18 protein-coding genes and 3 tRNA genes are annotated in these 15,893 nt (G+C 43.4%); 17 read left to right on the forward strand and 4 right to left on the reverse strand.

Going from position 1 to position 15,893, the window contains the following annotated elements; all coding sequences use genetic code 11:
• The 13 genes from ACFQV5_RS21980 (at position 1) to ACFQV5_RS22040 (ending at position 11,635) form a co-directional block, all read left to right on the forward strand.
• A complete protein-coding gene (locus ACFQV5_RS21980; protein ID WP_379250009.1) occupies positions 1-912 on the forward strand; it encodes an aspartate carbamoyltransferase catalytic subunit in 912 nt (303 codons plus the stop codon).
• Between the two features lie 115 nt (positions 913-1,027).
• On the forward strand, positions 1,028-2,323 hold the full coding sequence (locus ACFQV5_RS21985) for a dihydroorotase (protein ID WP_379250011.1): 1,296 nt from the start codon (positions 1,028-1,030) through the stop codon (positions 2,321-2,323).
• Positions 2,324-2,390: 67 nt separating this feature from the next.
• Positions 2,391-3,527 carry a glutamine-hydrolyzing carbamoyl-phosphate synthase small subunit gene (gene carA, locus ACFQV5_RS21990; protein WP_379250013.1) on the forward strand — a complete coding sequence of 379 codons (1,137 nt, stop codon included), beginning with the start codon at positions 2,391-2,393 and terminating at the stop codon, positions 3,525-3,527.
• Position 3,528: 1 nt separating this feature from the next.
• Positions 3,529-6,741 carry a carbamoyl-phosphate synthase large subunit gene (gene carB, locus ACFQV5_RS21995; RefSeq protein WP_379250015.1) on the forward strand — a complete coding sequence of 1,071 codons (3,213 nt, stop codon included), beginning with the start codon at positions 3,529-3,531 and terminating at the stop codon, positions 6,739-6,741.
• 12 nt (positions 6,742-6,753) lie between these two features.
• Entirely contained in the window at positions 6,754-7,491 is a 738-nt protein-coding gene (pyrF, locus tag ACFQV5_RS22000) for an orotidine-5'-phosphate decarboxylase (RefSeq protein ID WP_379250017.1), read from the forward strand.
• Complete coding sequence (gene pyrE, locus ACFQV5_RS22005) at positions 7,488-8,138, forward strand: orotate phosphoribosyltransferase (RefSeq protein ID WP_379250019.1); 651 nt, start codon at positions 7,488-7,490, stop codon at positions 8,136-8,138. The genes pyrF and pyrE overlap by 4 nt, the downstream gene beginning before the upstream one ends.
• A 182-nt stretch (positions 8,139-8,320) precedes the next feature.
• The gene (locus tag ACFQV5_RS22010) at positions 8,321-9,232 is read left to right on the forward strand and encodes an ABC transporter ATP-binding protein (protein WP_379250021.1); all 912 of its coding nucleotides are present in this window, start codon (positions 8,321-8,323) and stop codon (positions 9,230-9,232) included.
• On the forward strand, positions 9,229-10,026 hold the full coding sequence (locus ACFQV5_RS22015) for an ABC transporter permease subunit (protein ID WP_379250023.1): 798 nt from the start codon (positions 9,229-9,231) through the stop codon (positions 10,024-10,026). Before ACFQV5_RS22010 ends, ACFQV5_RS22015 begins: the two co-directional genes overlap by 4 nt.
• 4 nt (positions 10,027-10,030) lie before the next feature.
• Positions 10,031-10,615 carry a TetR/AcrR family transcriptional regulator gene (locus ACFQV5_RS22020; protein WP_379250025.1) on the forward strand — a complete coding sequence of 195 codons (585 nt, stop codon included), beginning with the start codon at positions 10,031-10,033 and terminating at the stop codon, positions 10,613-10,615.
• A 129-nt stretch (positions 10,616-10,744) separates the two neighbouring features.
• Positions 10,745-10,909: a hypothetical protein gene (locus ACFQV5_RS22025; protein ID WP_379250027.1), complete on the forward strand. Its 165-nt coding sequence runs from the start codon at positions 10,745-10,747 to the stop codon at positions 10,907-10,909.
• Positions 10,910-10,992: 83 nt separating this feature from the next.
• A tRNA-Met gene (locus tag ACFQV5_RS22030) sits at positions 10,993-11,069 on the forward strand.
• A 45-nt stretch (positions 11,070-11,114) separates the two neighbouring features.
• Positions 11,115-11,188, forward strand: a tRNA-Ile gene (locus ACFQV5_RS22035).
• Positions 11,189-11,395: 207 nt separating this feature from the next.
• Positions 11,396-11,635, forward strand: coding sequence for a hypothetical protein (locus ACFQV5_RS22040; protein WP_379250029.1), 240 nt, complete (start codon positions 11,396-11,398; stop codon positions 11,633-11,635).
• Positions 11,636-11,726: 91 nt separating this feature from the next.
• Here ACFQV5_RS22040 and ACFQV5_RS22045 read toward each other — a convergent pair whose 3' ends face one another.
• From ACFQV5_RS22045 to ACFQV5_RS22055, 3 genes are all read right to left on the reverse strand, one after another.
• Positions 11,727-11,888 carry a type II toxin-antitoxin system antitoxin gene (locus ACFQV5_RS22045; protein WP_379250031.1) on the reverse strand — a complete coding sequence of 54 codons (162 nt, stop codon included), beginning with the start codon at positions 11,886-11,888 and terminating at the stop codon, positions 11,727-11,729.
• Between the two features lie 9 nt (positions 11,889-11,897).
• Positions 11,898-12,758, reverse strand: a complete 861-nt coding sequence (locus ACFQV5_RS22050) for an SPFH domain-containing protein (protein ID WP_379250033.1) — start codon at positions 12,756-12,758, stop codon at positions 11,898-11,900.
• Positions 12,759-12,915: 157 nt separating this feature from the next.
• On the reverse strand, positions 12,916-13,092 hold the full coding sequence (locus ACFQV5_RS22055; protein WP_379250035.1) for a YjfB family protein: 177 nt from the start codon (positions 13,090-13,092) through the stop codon (positions 12,916-12,918).
• A gap of 128 nt (positions 13,093-13,220) precedes the next feature.
• Between ACFQV5_RS22055 and ACFQV5_RS22060 the strand changes: the two genes are divergently transcribed.
• From ACFQV5_RS22060 to ACFQV5_RS22070, 3 genes are read left to right on the forward strand one after another with little or no spacing between them, the layout of a single operon-like run.
• On the forward strand, positions 13,221-13,751 hold the full coding sequence (locus tag ACFQV5_RS22060; protein WP_379250037.1) for a TetR/AcrR family transcriptional regulator: 531 nt from the start codon (positions 13,221-13,223) through the stop codon (positions 13,749-13,751).
• Positions 13,748-14,065, forward strand: a complete 318-nt coding sequence (locus ACFQV5_RS22065; RefSeq protein WP_379250039.1) for a DMT family transporter — start codon at positions 13,748-13,750, stop codon at positions 14,063-14,065. Before ACFQV5_RS22060 ends, ACFQV5_RS22065 begins: the two co-directional genes overlap by 4 nt.
• 12 nt (positions 14,066-14,077) lie before the next feature.
• Positions 14,078-14,428: a DMT family transporter gene (locus tag ACFQV5_RS22070; RefSeq protein WP_379250041.1), complete on the forward strand. Its 351-nt coding sequence runs from the start codon at positions 14,078-14,080 to the stop codon at positions 14,426-14,428.
• A gap of 108 nt (positions 14,429-14,536) precedes the next feature.
• Here ACFQV5_RS22070 and ACFQV5_RS22075 read toward each other — a convergent pair whose 3' ends face one another.
• On the reverse strand, positions 14,537-15,295 hold the full coding sequence (locus tag ACFQV5_RS22075; protein WP_379250043.1) for a polysaccharide deacetylase family protein: 759 nt from the start codon (positions 15,293-15,295) through the stop codon (positions 14,537-14,539).
• Between the two features lie 368 nt (positions 15,296-15,663).
• Between ACFQV5_RS22075 and ACFQV5_RS22080 the strand changes: the two genes are divergently transcribed.
• A tRNA-Leu gene (locus ACFQV5_RS22080) sits at positions 15,664-15,749 on the forward strand.
• Positions 15,750-15,893: the final 144 nt, after the last annotated feature.

Here is a 15,893-nt window from a genome sequence, read left to right on the forward strand (position 1 = left end):
ATGATAACAACAACATCTGTAAGAGAACGAAGCTTACTTGGATTGAAAGATCTGAGTGGGGATGAAATTATGTCGATCTTAAACCGTGCAGCCTATTGGGAAAGCCAAAGTGAAAAAGTGGTCCCTGTTTTAAACCAAAAATTTGTTGTAAATATGTTTTTCGAGAATAGCACAAGAACACGTTGTTCCTTCGAAATGGCTGAGAAACGCCTTGGAGCTGAAGTCATGAACTTTACTGCAGGAGTATCCAGTTTGGAAAAAGGGGAGTCCATCTACGATACGGTACGTACATTGGAATCACTTGGTGTGGATGCAGGAGTTATCCGGCTTAAAGAGGTTGGCGTACTACAAGAGCTTGCGCAGTCGATATCTATACCGCTGGTAAATGCGGGAGATGGAAACAATGAGCATCCAACTCAAGCGCTGCTGGATCTTTACACGATGCGTAAAGCATTTGGTGATTTTAAAGGATTGACGGTATCCATCATTGGAGATGTTAGACACAGCCGGGTTGCAAGATCGAATGTGTGGGCTCTGAATAAACTCGGAGCAAAAGTACAGTTATGTGCACCTGACTCAATGGTATCAGCTACGCTTAAGCAACACGCTTCCTATGTCGGCATAGAGGAGGCACTCAAGGCGGATGTAGTCATGATGCTTCGGATACAGCTTGAGCGTCACAACCAAGGGTTGTTTAAGTCAAATGCTGAATACCGCGCGCAATACGGTTTGACGGAAGAACGGGCTGCAGGTCTAAACAAGCACACAATCATTATGCATCCAGCTCCGGTGAATCGGAATGTCGAGATCGATGATGCGGTTGTAGAGTCTCCACAGTCAAGAATATTCCAGCAAATGTCGCATGGAGTTCCGATTCGTATGGCAGTTATAGAACGGGCAATGAAAGGCTAATTAAGAAGCGAAAACTCATCATTTGTGAATTTTGTTAATAATTATACACATTAATGAATAAATATTATACAATATACAAGAAGCGAACCGCGCTTCTGCAGCGGAGGGATATTAGGTGCTACAAATTATCAAGAACGCCAATGTGATTAACGAGCAAGGACAACTCGAACTTAAGACGATCATCATTGATAACGGAGTGATTCAATCCGTCACTGATGAGCATCAAGAATTACCTGAACAGGGTAGTAACGTGATTGATGCGGAAGGAAAGTTGGTCACTCCAGGATTCATCGATATGCACGTACACCTGAGAGAACCGGGTTTTGAGCATAAAGAAACAATCGAGAGCGGCAGCCGCTCTGCGGTTAAAGGCGGATACAGTACGATCGCATGTATGCCGAATACCAAGCCAGTAATGGATAACCCTGATACGATCGCTCTTGTGTTAGAGAAAGCGCGGCAGGCCAATATGGCAAAAGTATTGCCATATGCGGCTATCACGAAGAATGAGCTCGGTCGTGAGCTTACGGATTTTGAAGCTCTGAAAGAAGCGGGAGCGATTGGGTTTACGGATGATGGTGTTGGTGTACAGAACGCACAGATGATGAAGGATGCAATGAAAAAAGCTGCTTCTATCGGAATGCCGGTTATCGCTCACTGTGAAGATGATTCCTTGGTGAAAGGTGCATGCGTAACGGAAGGAAAGTTCGCAGAGAAGCATGGACTGAAAGGTATTCCAAACGAATCAGAAGCAATCCATGTCGGACGTGACATTTTGCTGACCGAAGCGACTGGTGTTCACTATCACGTATGTCATGTGAGCACTGAACAGTCGGTAAGACTTATCCGCCAGGCTAAAGCGATCGGAATTTCCGTAACTGCAGAGGTGTGCCCGCATCACCTAGTGCTTTCTGATGAGGATATTCCGGGTCTTGATGCAAACTGGAAGATGAATCCGCCGCTACGCTCAACACGCGATGTAGAAGCATGCATTGAAGGGTTGCTGGACGGAACACTTGATATGATCGTGACAGATCATGCACCGCATAGTGAGGAAGAGAAAGCCAAAGGAATGGAACTAGCACCATTCGGTATCGTAGGTTTCGAGACAGCTTTCCCACTGCTCTATACCAAGTTTGTCGCTACAGGTAAATGGGACCTTTCCTTGCTCGTACAGCGTATGACAAGCGATCCTGCTCGGGTATTCGGACTTAATAACGGGGTGCTGAAAGCTGGAGCGCCAGCCGACCTCACGATGATCGATCTGGAGAGCGAGAAAGAAGTAAATCCTGAAGAATTTGCAACAAAAGGACGGAATACACCGTTTACGGGCTGGAAGCTGAAAGGCTGGCCGGTAATGACGTGGGTAGACGGCGAAATCAAGTGGTCCGAAGCTAATGGTTTTGAGTAATTCATAAGCATTAATCTACTAATCTACTAATTATAAATTTTACACATAGATGATAGGAGTGAATAGAATGCAGACACAGGCAAGATTGTTACTGGAGGACGGCACGCTGTTCAGTGGAAAGGCCTTTGGCGCGGATGCTGAATTGACTGGAGAGGTTGTTTTTAACACTGGAATTACAGGATATCAAGAGGTATTGTCTGACCCATCCTATTGCGGACAAATTGTAACAATGACCTATCCTTTGATCGGAAACTACGGCATTACGCGAGATGATTTTGAATCTATCAGACCTTTCGTAAATGGATTTGTCGTTCGTAGACATGAGCCTGTACCGAGCAACTGGCGCGCAGAATACAGCGTAGACACTCTGCTGAAAGAGTACGGCATTCCAGGTATCAGCGAGATTGATACACGGATGCTGACGCGGATTATTCGTCATCACGGTACAATGAGAGGCGTAATCACTACTTCCTCGAAGCCGGTTGAAGAGCTGATGGAGATGATTAAGAGCACTCCACAAGTTCGGGATCAGGTAGCGCGCACTTCCACTCCTCAAATCTATACTAGCCCAGGTTCTAAAGAGCGCATCGTGCTAGTAGATTTCGGTTCAAAGAGCGGAATTTTGAAAGAATTGACTTCACGTGGTTGCGATGTCATCGTCGTACCTCACAATACTACAGCAGATGAAATTCGCCGTTTGCGTCCTGATGGCATTCAGTTGTCGAATGGCCCTGGGGACCCGAAAGATGTTCCTTATGCAGTAGAGATGATTAAGGAATTGCTTGGCGAATACCCTATCTTCGGCATTTGCCTGGGTCATCAATTGTTCGCACTTGCTTCCGGCGCGGATACGGAGAAACTGAAGTTCGGACACCGCGGAGGCAACCATCCGGTTAAAGAATTGTCTAGCGGACGCTGCTACATCACTTCTCAAAACCATAGCTATGCTGTTAAGGAAGATTCAATCCAAGGTACAGATCTTGAAATTACACATATCAACAATAACGATAAAACAGTTGAAGGTTTAAAACATACGAAATATCCAGCATTCTCTGTACAGTACCACCCAGAAGCTGCTCCTGGTCCACATGACAGCAGTTATCTGTTCGATGAATTCCTTAATATGATCGCTGAGCACAAGAACAATGAAATTCGGAAACCGCGTCAAGCGATTCTGGCTGCAACCGTGAAAGGAGCTCGTTAATATGCCTAAAAATGATCAGTTGAAAAAAATCCTAGTTATTGGTTCCGGTCCAATCGTTATTGGCCAGGCAGCAGAGTTCGATTACGCTGGTACGCAAGCTTGCCAAGCTTTGAAAGAAGAAGGTATGGAGGTTGTACTGATTAACAGCAACCCGGCTACCATCATGACAGATACGAATATGGCTGACAAAGTCTACATCGAACCGATCACACTTGAATTTGTAACTCAAATTATCCGTCAGGAGCGCCCAGATGGTCTCCTTCCTACACTTGGTGGTCAAACAGGTCTGAATATGGCGGTTGAATTGGCTCGTGCAGGAATCCTTGAGCAGGAGAATGTAAAGCTGCTCGGTACGCAGTTAGATTCAATTGAGAAGGCTGAAGATCGCGACTTGTTCCGTGATCTTATGCGTGAGCTAGAGCAACCGGTACCTGAAAGTACGATTGTAACAACACTTGAAGAAGCGCTTGATTTTGCAGATGAAATCGGATATCCGCTAATCGTTCGTCCAGCTTACACTCTGGGTGGAACTGGTGGAGGTATCTGTGCTAACGAAGAGGAATTGCGCGAAACAGTTTCTTCTGGTATTCGTTACAGCCCGATCAACCAGTGTCTGATTGAGAAGAGCATCGCGGGTATGAAAGAAGTAGAATATGAAGTTATGCGTGATGCTAATGACAACTGTATCGTTGTCTGCAACATGGAGAACTTTGATCCGGTAGGCGTACACACTGGAGATAGTATCGTTGTGGCTCCTAGCCAGACGCTTTCTGACCGAGAATATCAAATGCTAAGATCCGCTTCTCTGAAAATCATTCGTGCGTTGAACATCGAAGGCGGCTGTAACGTTCAGTTCGCTCTTGATCCAAACAGCTACCAGTACTACGTAATCGAAGTGAATCCGCGTGTAAGCCGCTCATCCGCTTTGGCTTCCAAAGCTACCGGTTATCCAATTGCTAAAATGGCTGCTAAAATCGCTATGGGCTACACGCTAGATGAAATCGTTAACCCGGTTACAGGTCAAACATACGCTTGCTTCGAGCCAACACTGGATTATATCGTAAGTAAAATTCCACGCTGGCCGTTTGATAAATTTACATCCGCAAACCGTAAGCTTGGTACACAAATGAAAGCTACAGGCGAAGTTATGGCGATTGGCCGCACATTTGAAGAGTCCATTCATAAAGCGGTTCGCTCGCTCGAAATTGGTGTACATCGCCTGTACCTGAAAGAAGCAGAAGAGCTGAGTGAAGAAGTACTGAATCAGCGCCTGGTTAAAGCAGATGATGAGCGTTTGTTCCTGATTGCTGAAGCTTTCCGCCGCGGATATGGACTACAGCAAATTCAGGATCTCACAAATATCGACTGGTGGTTCCTCGATAAGATTGAAGGACTCATTAACTTTGAGAAACATATTCGCAGCGAAGCTGCACTGACATATGAAACTCTATATCAAGCGAAACGTCTAGGTTTTACAGACCGCGCTATTGCGGAGCTTCGCGCAGAAGGCAAAGCTACATCACATACAACAGAAGAATCGATTCGCTTCCTTCGTCACGAACATGATCTTCGTCCGGTTTACAAAATGGTTGATACTTGTGCGGCCGAGTTTGAATCGTCTACACCATACTACTACTCGACCTATGAAACTGAGAATGAAGTGATTGAAACGGCGAAAGAGAAAATTATCGTGCTTGGCTCCGGCCCAATCCGGATCGGTCAAGGTATCGAGTTTGACTACTCTACGGTACATGCTGTATGGGCAATTCAAAAAGCGGGTTACGAAGCAGTTATTATTAATAACAACCCAGAAACGGTGTCAACGGACTTTAACACCTCGGACCGCTTATACTTTGAGCCACTCTTCTTCGAAGACGTGATGAACGTTATCGAACAGGAAAAACCGGTTGGTGTAATCGTCCAGTTCGGTGGACAAACAGCAATTAATCTGGCTGCTCCACTCCAAAAAGCAGGAGTTAACATTCTTGGAACAAGCCTAGAAAGCATTGATGAAGCTGAAGACCGGAAGAAGTTTGAAGCACTATTATCCCGACTGAATATCGCTCAACCGAAGGGTAAGACGGTTATTACAGTAGATGAGGCTGTAGGTACGGCTCAAATGCTGGGCTACCCAGTTTTGGTTAGACCTTCTTACGTGCTTGGTGGTCGTGCGATGGAAATTGTATACTCTGACAGTGAATTGCTGAGCTACATGGAACAGGCAGTGAAGATCAATCCAGAACATCCGGTTCTGATCGACCGTTATATGCTCGGTAAAGAAGTTGAAGTGGACGCAATTTGCGATGGAGATACAGTACTTATCCCAGGTATTATGGAGCACGTGGAGCGCGCAGGGGTTCACTCAGGAGACTCGATCGCTGTCTACCCGCCACAATATCTTACGGATGAGCTGAAGCAGAAGATCAGCGATATTACGATTAGGATTGCTAAAGAACTAAAAACTTTCGGACTCGTTAATATCCAGTTCATTATCTTCGAAAATGAAGTTTACGTTATCGAAGTGAATCCACGTTCTTCCCGTACTGTTCCATTCCTAAGCAAGGTAACGGGAATCCCGATGGCGAACCTAGCTACACAAGCGATTCTTGGAACTAAACTCAAGGATCTTGGTTATGAGGAAGGTATGTGGCCTGAGAGCGAGCACGTATCGGTTAAAGTACCGGTATTCTCCTTTGCGAAGCTGCGCCGAGTTGAACCTACACTTGGACCAGAGATGAAATCAACGGGAGAAGTTATGGGACGTGACGTGAAGTATGCAAAAGCGCTCTACAAAGGTCTGATCGGTGCAGGAATGAAGATTCCTTCAACAGGAGCTATCATTGCTACTATAGCGGACAAAGATAAAGCCGAAGCAGCAGCGCTGCTCAAAGGCTTCCAAAAGCTCGGATATAAAATTATCGCAACTGGTGGTACGGCTGCAGCATTGAAAGAGGCTGGACTAATCGTAACCACAGTTAATAAATTGTCCGAAGGAACCCCGAACATTCTGGATATGATCCGTACCGGAGAAGCGAACTTTGTCTTTAACACACTTACTAAAGGTAAAACACCTGAGCGTGACGGATTCCGTATCCGCCGTGAAGCTGTTGAGAACGGTGTAGTCTGCATGACCTCTCTTGACACAGTGCGTGAGCTTCTGACGATGCTGGAGACCATTAACTTCTCCTCAGAATCAATGCCAGTACATGCTTAAAGGAGGAGTACGATGAACGCCAGTTATAAAGAAATGGCGGGCCGCCTAATGGTGGCCCTGGATTACCCGGATGCCAATCAGGCATCCGAGCTGGTCCGCAAGCTGGAGGGCATTCCTTGCTATATGAAAGTAGGAATGCAGCTCTTTTATACTGCGGGTCCGGATTTCGTGAAAAGTCTTAAAGATAAAGGCTACTCTGTTTTTCTAGATGTCAAAATGCATGATATTCCGAATACGGTAAAAGGCGGCTCTCATAGTGTGACCCGGCTCGGCGTGGATATGTTTAATGTCCATGCTGCAGGCGGTGTCAGTATGATGCAGGCGGCAAAAGCCGGGGCGGAGGCGGCAGTCGCGGAAACCCCAGGACTTGTCATGCCTACAATCATTGCCGTTACACAGTTAACTAGTACAAGTCAAGCTGTTATGAATGAAGAGATCGGTATTGCCGGCACGGTTGAGGAGTCGGTTGTAAGATACGCAAAGCTGGCTAAGGAAGCAGGACTTCACGGTGTGGTTGCTTCTTCTTTAGAAGTAGAAGCGATATCTGCAGCCTGCGGATCAGACTTTAAAACGGTAACTCCGGGCATTCGGCCTGCTGGAGCTAGTATGGGGGATCAAACCCGTGTATTGACTCCAGGACAAGCTATTTCGCGCGGAAGCCATTACCTTGTTGTTGGCCGTCCAATCACAGCATCGCCGGATCCTAGAGCGGCTGCAGAACAGATCATAGAGGAGATGACTAGAGCATGAGCACAATAGCAGAAATTCCACAACAAATTGCATCTTATCTTTTGAAGATTGAAGCGGTGGCATTGCGTCCACACCAGCCGTTTACTTGGACGTCCGGGATTAAATCTCCAATCTATTGCGATAATCGTTTGACGATGTCATATCCTGAAGTGCGTGACTATATTGCCGAGTCTTTTGCTAAAGTCATTCGTGAACAGTATCCGGATGTTGAAGTGATTGCGGGTACGGCAACGGCTGGCATTCCACATGCAGCTTGGGTTGCACAGAAGTTGAACCTACCTATGGCGTATATTCGTGATAAAGCTAAAGGTCATGGTAAAGAAAATATGATTGAAGGTCATATTAAACCAGGACAGAAGGTTGTTGTAATCGAGGACCTGATTTCTACTGGAGGTAGTTCGCTTAAAGCCGCTCAGGCTGTGCAGGCTGTTGGAGCCGAGGCACTTGCAGTGTTGGCGATCTTCAGTTACCAGTTGGATAAAGCAGTACAAGCTTTCGCAGAAGCGAATATTCCTTTGCAAAGCTTGTCTAACTATACAGCATTAACAGAAGTGGCATTAAGCGAAGGACAGATTCAGAAGGAAGATCTTGAACTGCTTCAATCCTTCAGAGCTAACCCTGCTTCTTACGGTGAATCATTGAAATAATCTGCAATCATGAAGAAGGCTGCTGCCCATCGTCTAATGACGGGGCGGCAGTCTTTTTTATTATGTAAATCAAAATTTGTACTATTATTTGCCCAAAAGTAAAATATACGTTGACTTACAACAGGCATAACGCAATAATATATACTAACAGTTGATTATAAGTATAAAAGGGATGTGAGCCCATGTTTGCTGTAGAAGCTGTTGGTGTCAGTAAAATGTACGGATCTAAAAGAGGAGTCACTGATTTGAACTTGGAGGTACAGCAAGGGGAAGTGTTTGGATTTATTGGACCGAATGGAGCAGGAAAGTCCACGATGATCCGAATGATGATGCAGCTTATTTATCCGACCGAAGGAACGCTAAAGGTACTTGGTAATCTCCTGGATAAAGAGAAACCAGAACTTCGGAAACGGATTGGTTATTTGCCTTCTGAAATTGTATCTTATCCTCATATGACTGGAAAAGAAGTATTAGAGCTAACGGCCAGAGCTTACGGATTGAAGCTGAGTGATACACCTATTATGGAATATGCAGAAAGACTTCAGTGGAACCCTGGACAAAAGGTTAAGTCGTATTCGCTCGGAAATCGAAAGAAGCTTGGTCTCATTATGGCTTTATTACATCGGCCTGAGTTGCTTATATTGGATGAACCGACATCGGGACTCGATCCATTGGTTCAACGTGAACTGTTTGATCTGCTGAAGGATCTGAACAAGAAGGAAGGTATGACCATTTTTTTCTCCACTCATGTGCTCTCTGAAGTCGAGAAATTATGCGAGCGTGTGGCATTTATACGTGAAGGGCAGCTTCTTCGCATATCTCGATTGGACGATCTCTCACAACAACGCACTCATAAAATCTCTGTTCAATTTGCAGCATCGGGGAATCAGATTGAGGCTTTTGGATTAAAAGTGCTCGATCCCTTAGTCACTTATGATGGAACACATCATTTGCTTCATACTGGAGAATCGCTTCAGGCAGTCTTGGTTAAGCTGTCAGAGCTTCCTATCGTGGATCTGATGATCCGCAGGCCAACGATTGAGGAGTTGTTTATGGATGACTATAAGACGATTAAGGAGATGGGTAGAGAATGAAATGGAATCTTATCTCTCATGAACTTCGTCAAAACCGTCGAGGATTTTACACCTGCTTAATGATAACGTTAATTTTTATCGTCATGCTCCTTGGAAAAGCGGATGCGTTTGTCGACAACCCGGAGATGGAAAAGTTAATTCAGGGAATGCCTGACGGCCTTCTCAAGGCGTTTGGTATTCAAGTAGAGAGCTTTCGAACCTTTGAGGGTTATTTGGCAACACAGGTCTTCCCATATTTTATAGTAATCGTATCATCGTTCGCAGCAGCTTGGGCTGCAGGTAGCATAGCGAAGGAACGAGATCGAGGAACTGGGGAGTATTTATTTACACTGCCGTATAGTCGTTTTATGATTTTCAGTTCCAAGGCTGCAGCTCATCTATTGCATATGACGCTAGTGTTTTTGTGTGGCTCGTTACTTCTGTTTCTGCTGGCTCAGTCTTCAGGTCATATGATGCGGCCTACGGATATGTTTCGTTTGCTATTTGCAGGATATCTACTCGTTCTGTCTTTGATGGGGATTGGATATGCTCTGACGTCCTGGGTTGCTTCAGATCGTACTGCTGTATCTGTTGGAGCAGGGATTGCGGTACTAGCATTTCTGCTGAATTTATTAGCTGGAAGCAGTGAAATGATGCAAAAGCTGTCTGCTTTATCCCCATATCGATTGTTTGATGCGTTTGATATTGTTAAGGGTGAAAGTTTGACGGTTGCTTGTTGGATCGTTACATTAGGATTGTATGCTGTTGGAACTGCTGCTGGTGTATTTATACTGAAGAGAAGGGATATAGGCTGAACCCATGAACGCTAAAAAGGACGCAGTACTAGAGATAGGAAAACGGCTGTTTCTAGAGCAAGGAATATTACAAACAAGTATGGAACAGATTGCTGAAGCGGTGCCTGTCTCTAAAATGACGATTTATAATTACTATCAGAGTAAAGAGGGATTGCTCGATCATGTCATCGATAGTCTGATTGAGGAATCTTGGACTTTGTACCGTGAGGTTATGGATCAAGCAAAAGACCCACTTGAGGCACTAACTTTGTTTTATGAAAATAAGGAGAGTTTTTCACTAAATGTTACACAACAATTCATAACGGATCTTGTTAAGTTTCCGGATCAAATGGAGAAGTTGCTCGCTTATAACCGGGAGAAGATTATTCCAGAGTTTGAGATGTTGATATTCAAAGGACAACAGCTGGGTCAGATTCGAAAAGATATTTCACCACACTTACTGGTAGCCTTTCTTACTTTTATTAAAGAGTTTACGGCACGTACCGAATGGTATGATGGTCTTGGCAGCTTGAGCGCTGTTAGTGAGCAGCTGATGATTATTTTGTACCATGGGATCATTGAACAGAGCCATGATTCAGATGACTCTTAGGAGTTTGTAATTTCATCGCTTTCCCCTCTATGCTTTCGATGGAGGGGAATTGTTTTTCTGGAATGATTATAGCCTTCCCGGGCATAATAAGCACGGGATGAAGATGATTACGGAAAAGGGGGTGAAGTCATGAATTGGGTGTATTACGGTAAACTGTACACAACCAAATTTCAAGCTGGTTGTTTTGCCAAGCGCTTGGAACAGGATGCTTGGTTATTCGGCTATGGAGATCCGCAAGTAGTAGAAGTATACCGCTCCAGAAAGGGGCGATATGGGATAAGATATATTCCTTGAGAAATTTTTTTTATTTTTTTCTTGACTTATATACCTAGGATACTGTATGATTATTCTTGTCGCTGTTTACGATATCTAAATGACGCGGGGTGGAGCAGTTCGGTAGCTCGTCGGGCTCATAACCCGAAGGTCACAGGTTCAAATCCTGTCCCCGCAACCAATTTTTATTTACAGAATTGTCCTTATGCGATTATGTATGTAGTTAGGGCCCTTAGCTCAGTTGGTCAGAGCGGTCGGCTCATAACCGATTGGTCACAGGTTCGAGTCCTGTAGGGCCCACTTTTGAAAAACCCTTGCGTTGCAAGGGTTTTTTGCTATTTATAACCTTCTTGTATCCGTTTAGGAACGTAGAAGGTTTTTTTGTTTATATTTATCGTGAAAATGAATCTTTTTACCTACATTTGTTGATTGGAAACAGGATAAAAGTCCTTGTATATCGAATGTGTAAAGAAGCAAAAAGAAATTATCGATATATGGGGGATATGAATGGCTAGACGAAAGAGCAAAGCGAAGCAGCAGGAGGGCGTGCATCAAGCATTACTTGGAATATCGTTTGTAATACCTGCATTTATGGTCTATGTGTTGTCCGGATCGATGAAAGCAGCAGGAATTGTAGGTGGAATCTGTTTCGTAATGGCCATAACTCTCATTTTAATAATTATGAAACTCAGAAAAGAGGAGCGTCAAAGATCGGACACTGCTGAGACGGATGGCTATAATATTTGATTCGAGCCTGTAATCACGGAGCGAAAATATAATAAAAAAGGATAGATACACAGAATTCATCTGTAGTATCTATCCTTTTTTTTGTAATGTTTTACTCCGTATCTTTTTTCAATCTACCTGCTTTTTTCACCGCTTCCTTTAAAATAATTTCGATTTGAGCATTAACGCTTCGTAATTCATCATCTGCCCATTTTTCAAGCGCGTCATAGAGCTTTTGGTCGATTCTTAGCGGATAAGCTTTTCGTTTCGCCATTTGGCTATCCTAATGGATGCTTCCTGTATTAATGACAGGTTGCGATCCTTTTTCAGAGACAATGGCAACCATCAGGTTATTAACCATTTGTGCTTTCTTATCATCGTCAAGCTCGACAACACCTTCATCCGCTAATTGTTCAATTGCACTTTTTACAAGACCGACGGCTCCATCTACGATGACTTTACGTGCTGATAATACTGCCTGTGCCTGTTGTCTCTGCAACATGGCAGACGCAACTTCAGAAGAGTAGGCGAGATGCATAATGCGAGCTTCCATTACATCAACTCCAGCAACGGACAGACGACTTTGAAGATCTTGTGCTAAAAAGTCAGCTATTTCATCGCTATTCTTCCGTAATGACATATCCGTATCTTTGTCAAAATGATCGTACGCATATTGACTGGCAATATGGCGAATACCTGTTTCACTTTGAATCTGAACAAATTCTTCGTAATCTTCTACATCGAATGTTGCCTTTGCGCTATCCGATACTTTATAGACGACAACAGCTGCAATTTCAATCGGATTACCTTCTAGATCGTTTACCTTTAACTTCTCACTGTTAAAGTTGATGACACGAAGAGAGACTCTGGACTTAATTGTCAAGGGAATAGCAACCCATAGTCCTTGCTCTCTAATTACGCCGACATAAGTTCCGAATAAAGTAAGGACTTTGGCTTCATTTGGTTGAACAATTGTAATGCCTGAAAGAATCAGCAAAGCAACAATGCCTAAGAGAATAGGAACCGCCAGAGCCGCACCATAAGAATCCATGGAAACGACGAGGAATGCAGCTAATCCGATAAGTATTAACGATACAATAATACCGACATAGCCGTTCATCTTGAATGCTTGTTTTTCTTGCATATTCATAGCCCCCTACATATCAATGTGATATCACAATAATATCACTTGATTCCATTATTTACAATACAAGTTATATATTTAGCTTGGGTTATTTTCTAATCGGTAGATCCTGTTAAATAAAAATAGAGCCCGCAGCCTGTAGTCTGCGGGCTCTATTTTATACAGAGATGTCCAGATTCTTTCCCAAGTTTGGATCTGCGCTTTTCTCCATCATTTGGACGAGTCCTTGGCCTTGGATACTGGCCTGGTTTTTTACCATGCTCAAAACACGGAGGCCGACAGCTTGTGATAACGAAGCTTGGCTCATAGATATAGATAATGCTGCAATGTCCATTGTGACACCTCCCATAATTTATTATCGGAATAATTGTGATTCTCCTTAGAATTTGTCTTCTTCGTTTTTTTAATGTTATAATTTGTTCTACTAAACCGTCCAGACGGTATAGTGAAAGGATGATGTATATGACCACAAAGGAAAAATTACTGGAGGCTGCGTCCAAAATCATCATTACCCGTGGAATAGGTTCGCTGACCTTAGAGACAGTAGCTCTTGAGGCAGGCGTTAGCAAAGGAGGCCTATTGTATCATTTTCCAAATAAAGAAGAGCTTATCGTCGGCTTGAATCTATATTCCCTTGAGCGCTTTAGAAATTCGATAAAGTTAGAGATGGAAGCAGGTAAAAATTATGTTGAAGCCTATGCAGAGGCTACTTTGAATGACTTGTTTCACTCTGAATATCTCGGGATTGACGCAAGTGTGCTGGCAGCATCCGAAAACCACATAACGGTGCTGGAGAAGTGGAATGAAGAGTGCAATCGCTTCACAGAGGAGCTTAAGAAGGAAGGGATTCCGTTTGAGCTAGGCATGTCCTTGAGACTGGCTTGTGATGGTCTCTGGTATTCCAAAATGTTCGGAATCGGAGAATTGAATGAGGAAGAGCAGCGGCGGATTATTTCTTTTTTATTGAAACAGATTAGGGAGGAAAGTTTGTGATCTTTTATCTTTTTTTGGCAGGAGCTATATGTTTAGAAGTATTCGGGTCAACAATGCTGAAGTTGTCACATGGATTTACAAAGATAAAGCCCATTATTGGTGTGATTATTGGTTATGTTCTGGCTTTTTATCTTCTGTCGAAAGCATTAGGAGGATTGCCATTAGGTCTTTCATATGCAACATGGAGTGGAATGGGGACCATTTTAACCGTTGTGATCGGGGTGTCAATCTTTAAAGAAAAGGTAAATCGCCAAGGGTTACTTGGTATTACGCTTCTTATCATCGGAATTGTGATGCTTAATTTATCTAAGTAGAGGAGAATAAGAGTGAAGGGTGTAATATACTTAGGATTTGCTATACTGCTCGAGGTTTTTGGCTCAACGATGCTTAAACTTTCAGAAGGATTTACTGTACTTTTACCTTCAATAGGCGTTGGATTAGGGTTTCTGGGATCATTTACGTTTCTTTCTTTTGCATTAAAAAGCATTTCGTTATCATCCGCTTACGCAACCTGGTCAGGGATTGGGACCGCGCTGACTGCAATTATCGGAATGTTACTATTTCAAGAACAGTTTTCTTTGCTGAAGGGAACTGCTTTGGTTCTTGTCATCTTGGGAATTGTTCTCTTGAATAAATCCCAAAGTGAGTCTAAGGAACAGAAGAATACGGCAGTTTAGACGCAAAGAAACCGTTCTTTGGTGAAATGGAGGTCGACCCAAACCAGTTTACGAAAGGAACGGTTTCTTAGCATATTCAATTTACTATAGACCAACTTATTGGGTTTATTAATGATTCACTTCCATGTAGTTCTTTGCTTGCTCTCTGTAAGATAGCAAGTCGGAGATTGTAACAAAAGTAAATCCTCTCTTTTTCAGTTCTGGTAATATGATCTTCAAAGCTTCATAAGTCTGAGTGCTATCGGATACAAAATCATGCATAAGTACGATATCCCCGTTATGCGCATTTTTAAGTACTTTGTTCACGATTTTATCAACGCCTGGCTTTCTCCAGTCTAGAGTATCCTGATGCCAGGACCATAAGATCATAAGCAAGCCGCTTTTCTTACAGTGTTGAACGATAGATTCGTTATAACTTCCTCCTGGGGGGCGAAACAAGACGGAATGATGTCCTGTCGCTTTAAGGATAGCCTCCTGAGTTTTGTTTAGCTCGTTCATCATATTACTACTGCCGATTCTGTCAAATGACGGATGGCTGAATGAGTGATTTCCTACCTCATGGCCTTCCTCCAATTCGCGTTTAACGATCTCCGGATATTTCTCAACTCGGTTGCCGACGACAAAAAACGTAGCTTTTGCATCGTATTGTTTCAGCAGATCGAGAATGTTTTCTGTTGTGTCGTTATCAGGCCCGTCGTCAAAAGTTAATGCAATCACTTTGTTTGGCGTAGGAACCTCCCACACAATTTCACCCCGCTGTTCATAATACTCTCTCCCTTTACTGGACGCAGAAGGCATGGCATCCAAAGGAGAACTTAACAGTGAATTGGCGATGGCGAACACGAGCAGTAAACATAAGTTTTTCATTGTTTGAATTGTCCTTTACTTGTCATGTTTTTTATTTATTGTTTGATTAGACGAGTTAGTTTATTCTTCTAAATGACAATGAATTCGATTTCCAAGGTTTATTTAGATGTTATCCATCCTAAAAAACCTTGTCCTTGAAAGTTTAAATGGAGAGGGAATGGATAAACTCTATCTGTAAAAAAGAGATTATTAAATAATTTTAATTTATTTGTTGACAACTATATAACTTCCGTGATATTATCTATCTTGTCGCTGCTGAGACAAACATTGCGAAGCAGGCGCAGGAAGCATACCGCTTGTTGGTCCGAATCCCATACGGAGGTTCGAATAAAGCGAAGTGTAAAACGTGGAAAAACCGCGTGAATTATGCCGGGGTGGCGGAACAGGCAGACGCACAGGACTTAAAATCCTGCGGTAGGTGACTACCGTACGGGTTCGACCCCCGTCCTCGGCATCAATGAAATAAAGCTCCTTTCAGCACTTGTAACAAAGTGTAGAGAGGAGCTTTATTTTTTAATGTCAAGAATCGCAGCCTCATTGATACGGCATATGATAAAGATAAACCAGCTTCCTATTAGGATGCTGGTTTATTTTTTCG

It is taken from the genome of Paenibacillus sp. GCM10028914 (assembly GCF_042666275.1).
GTDB lineage: Bacteria > Bacillota > Bacilli > Paenibacillales > Paenibacillaceae > Paenibacillus_AQ.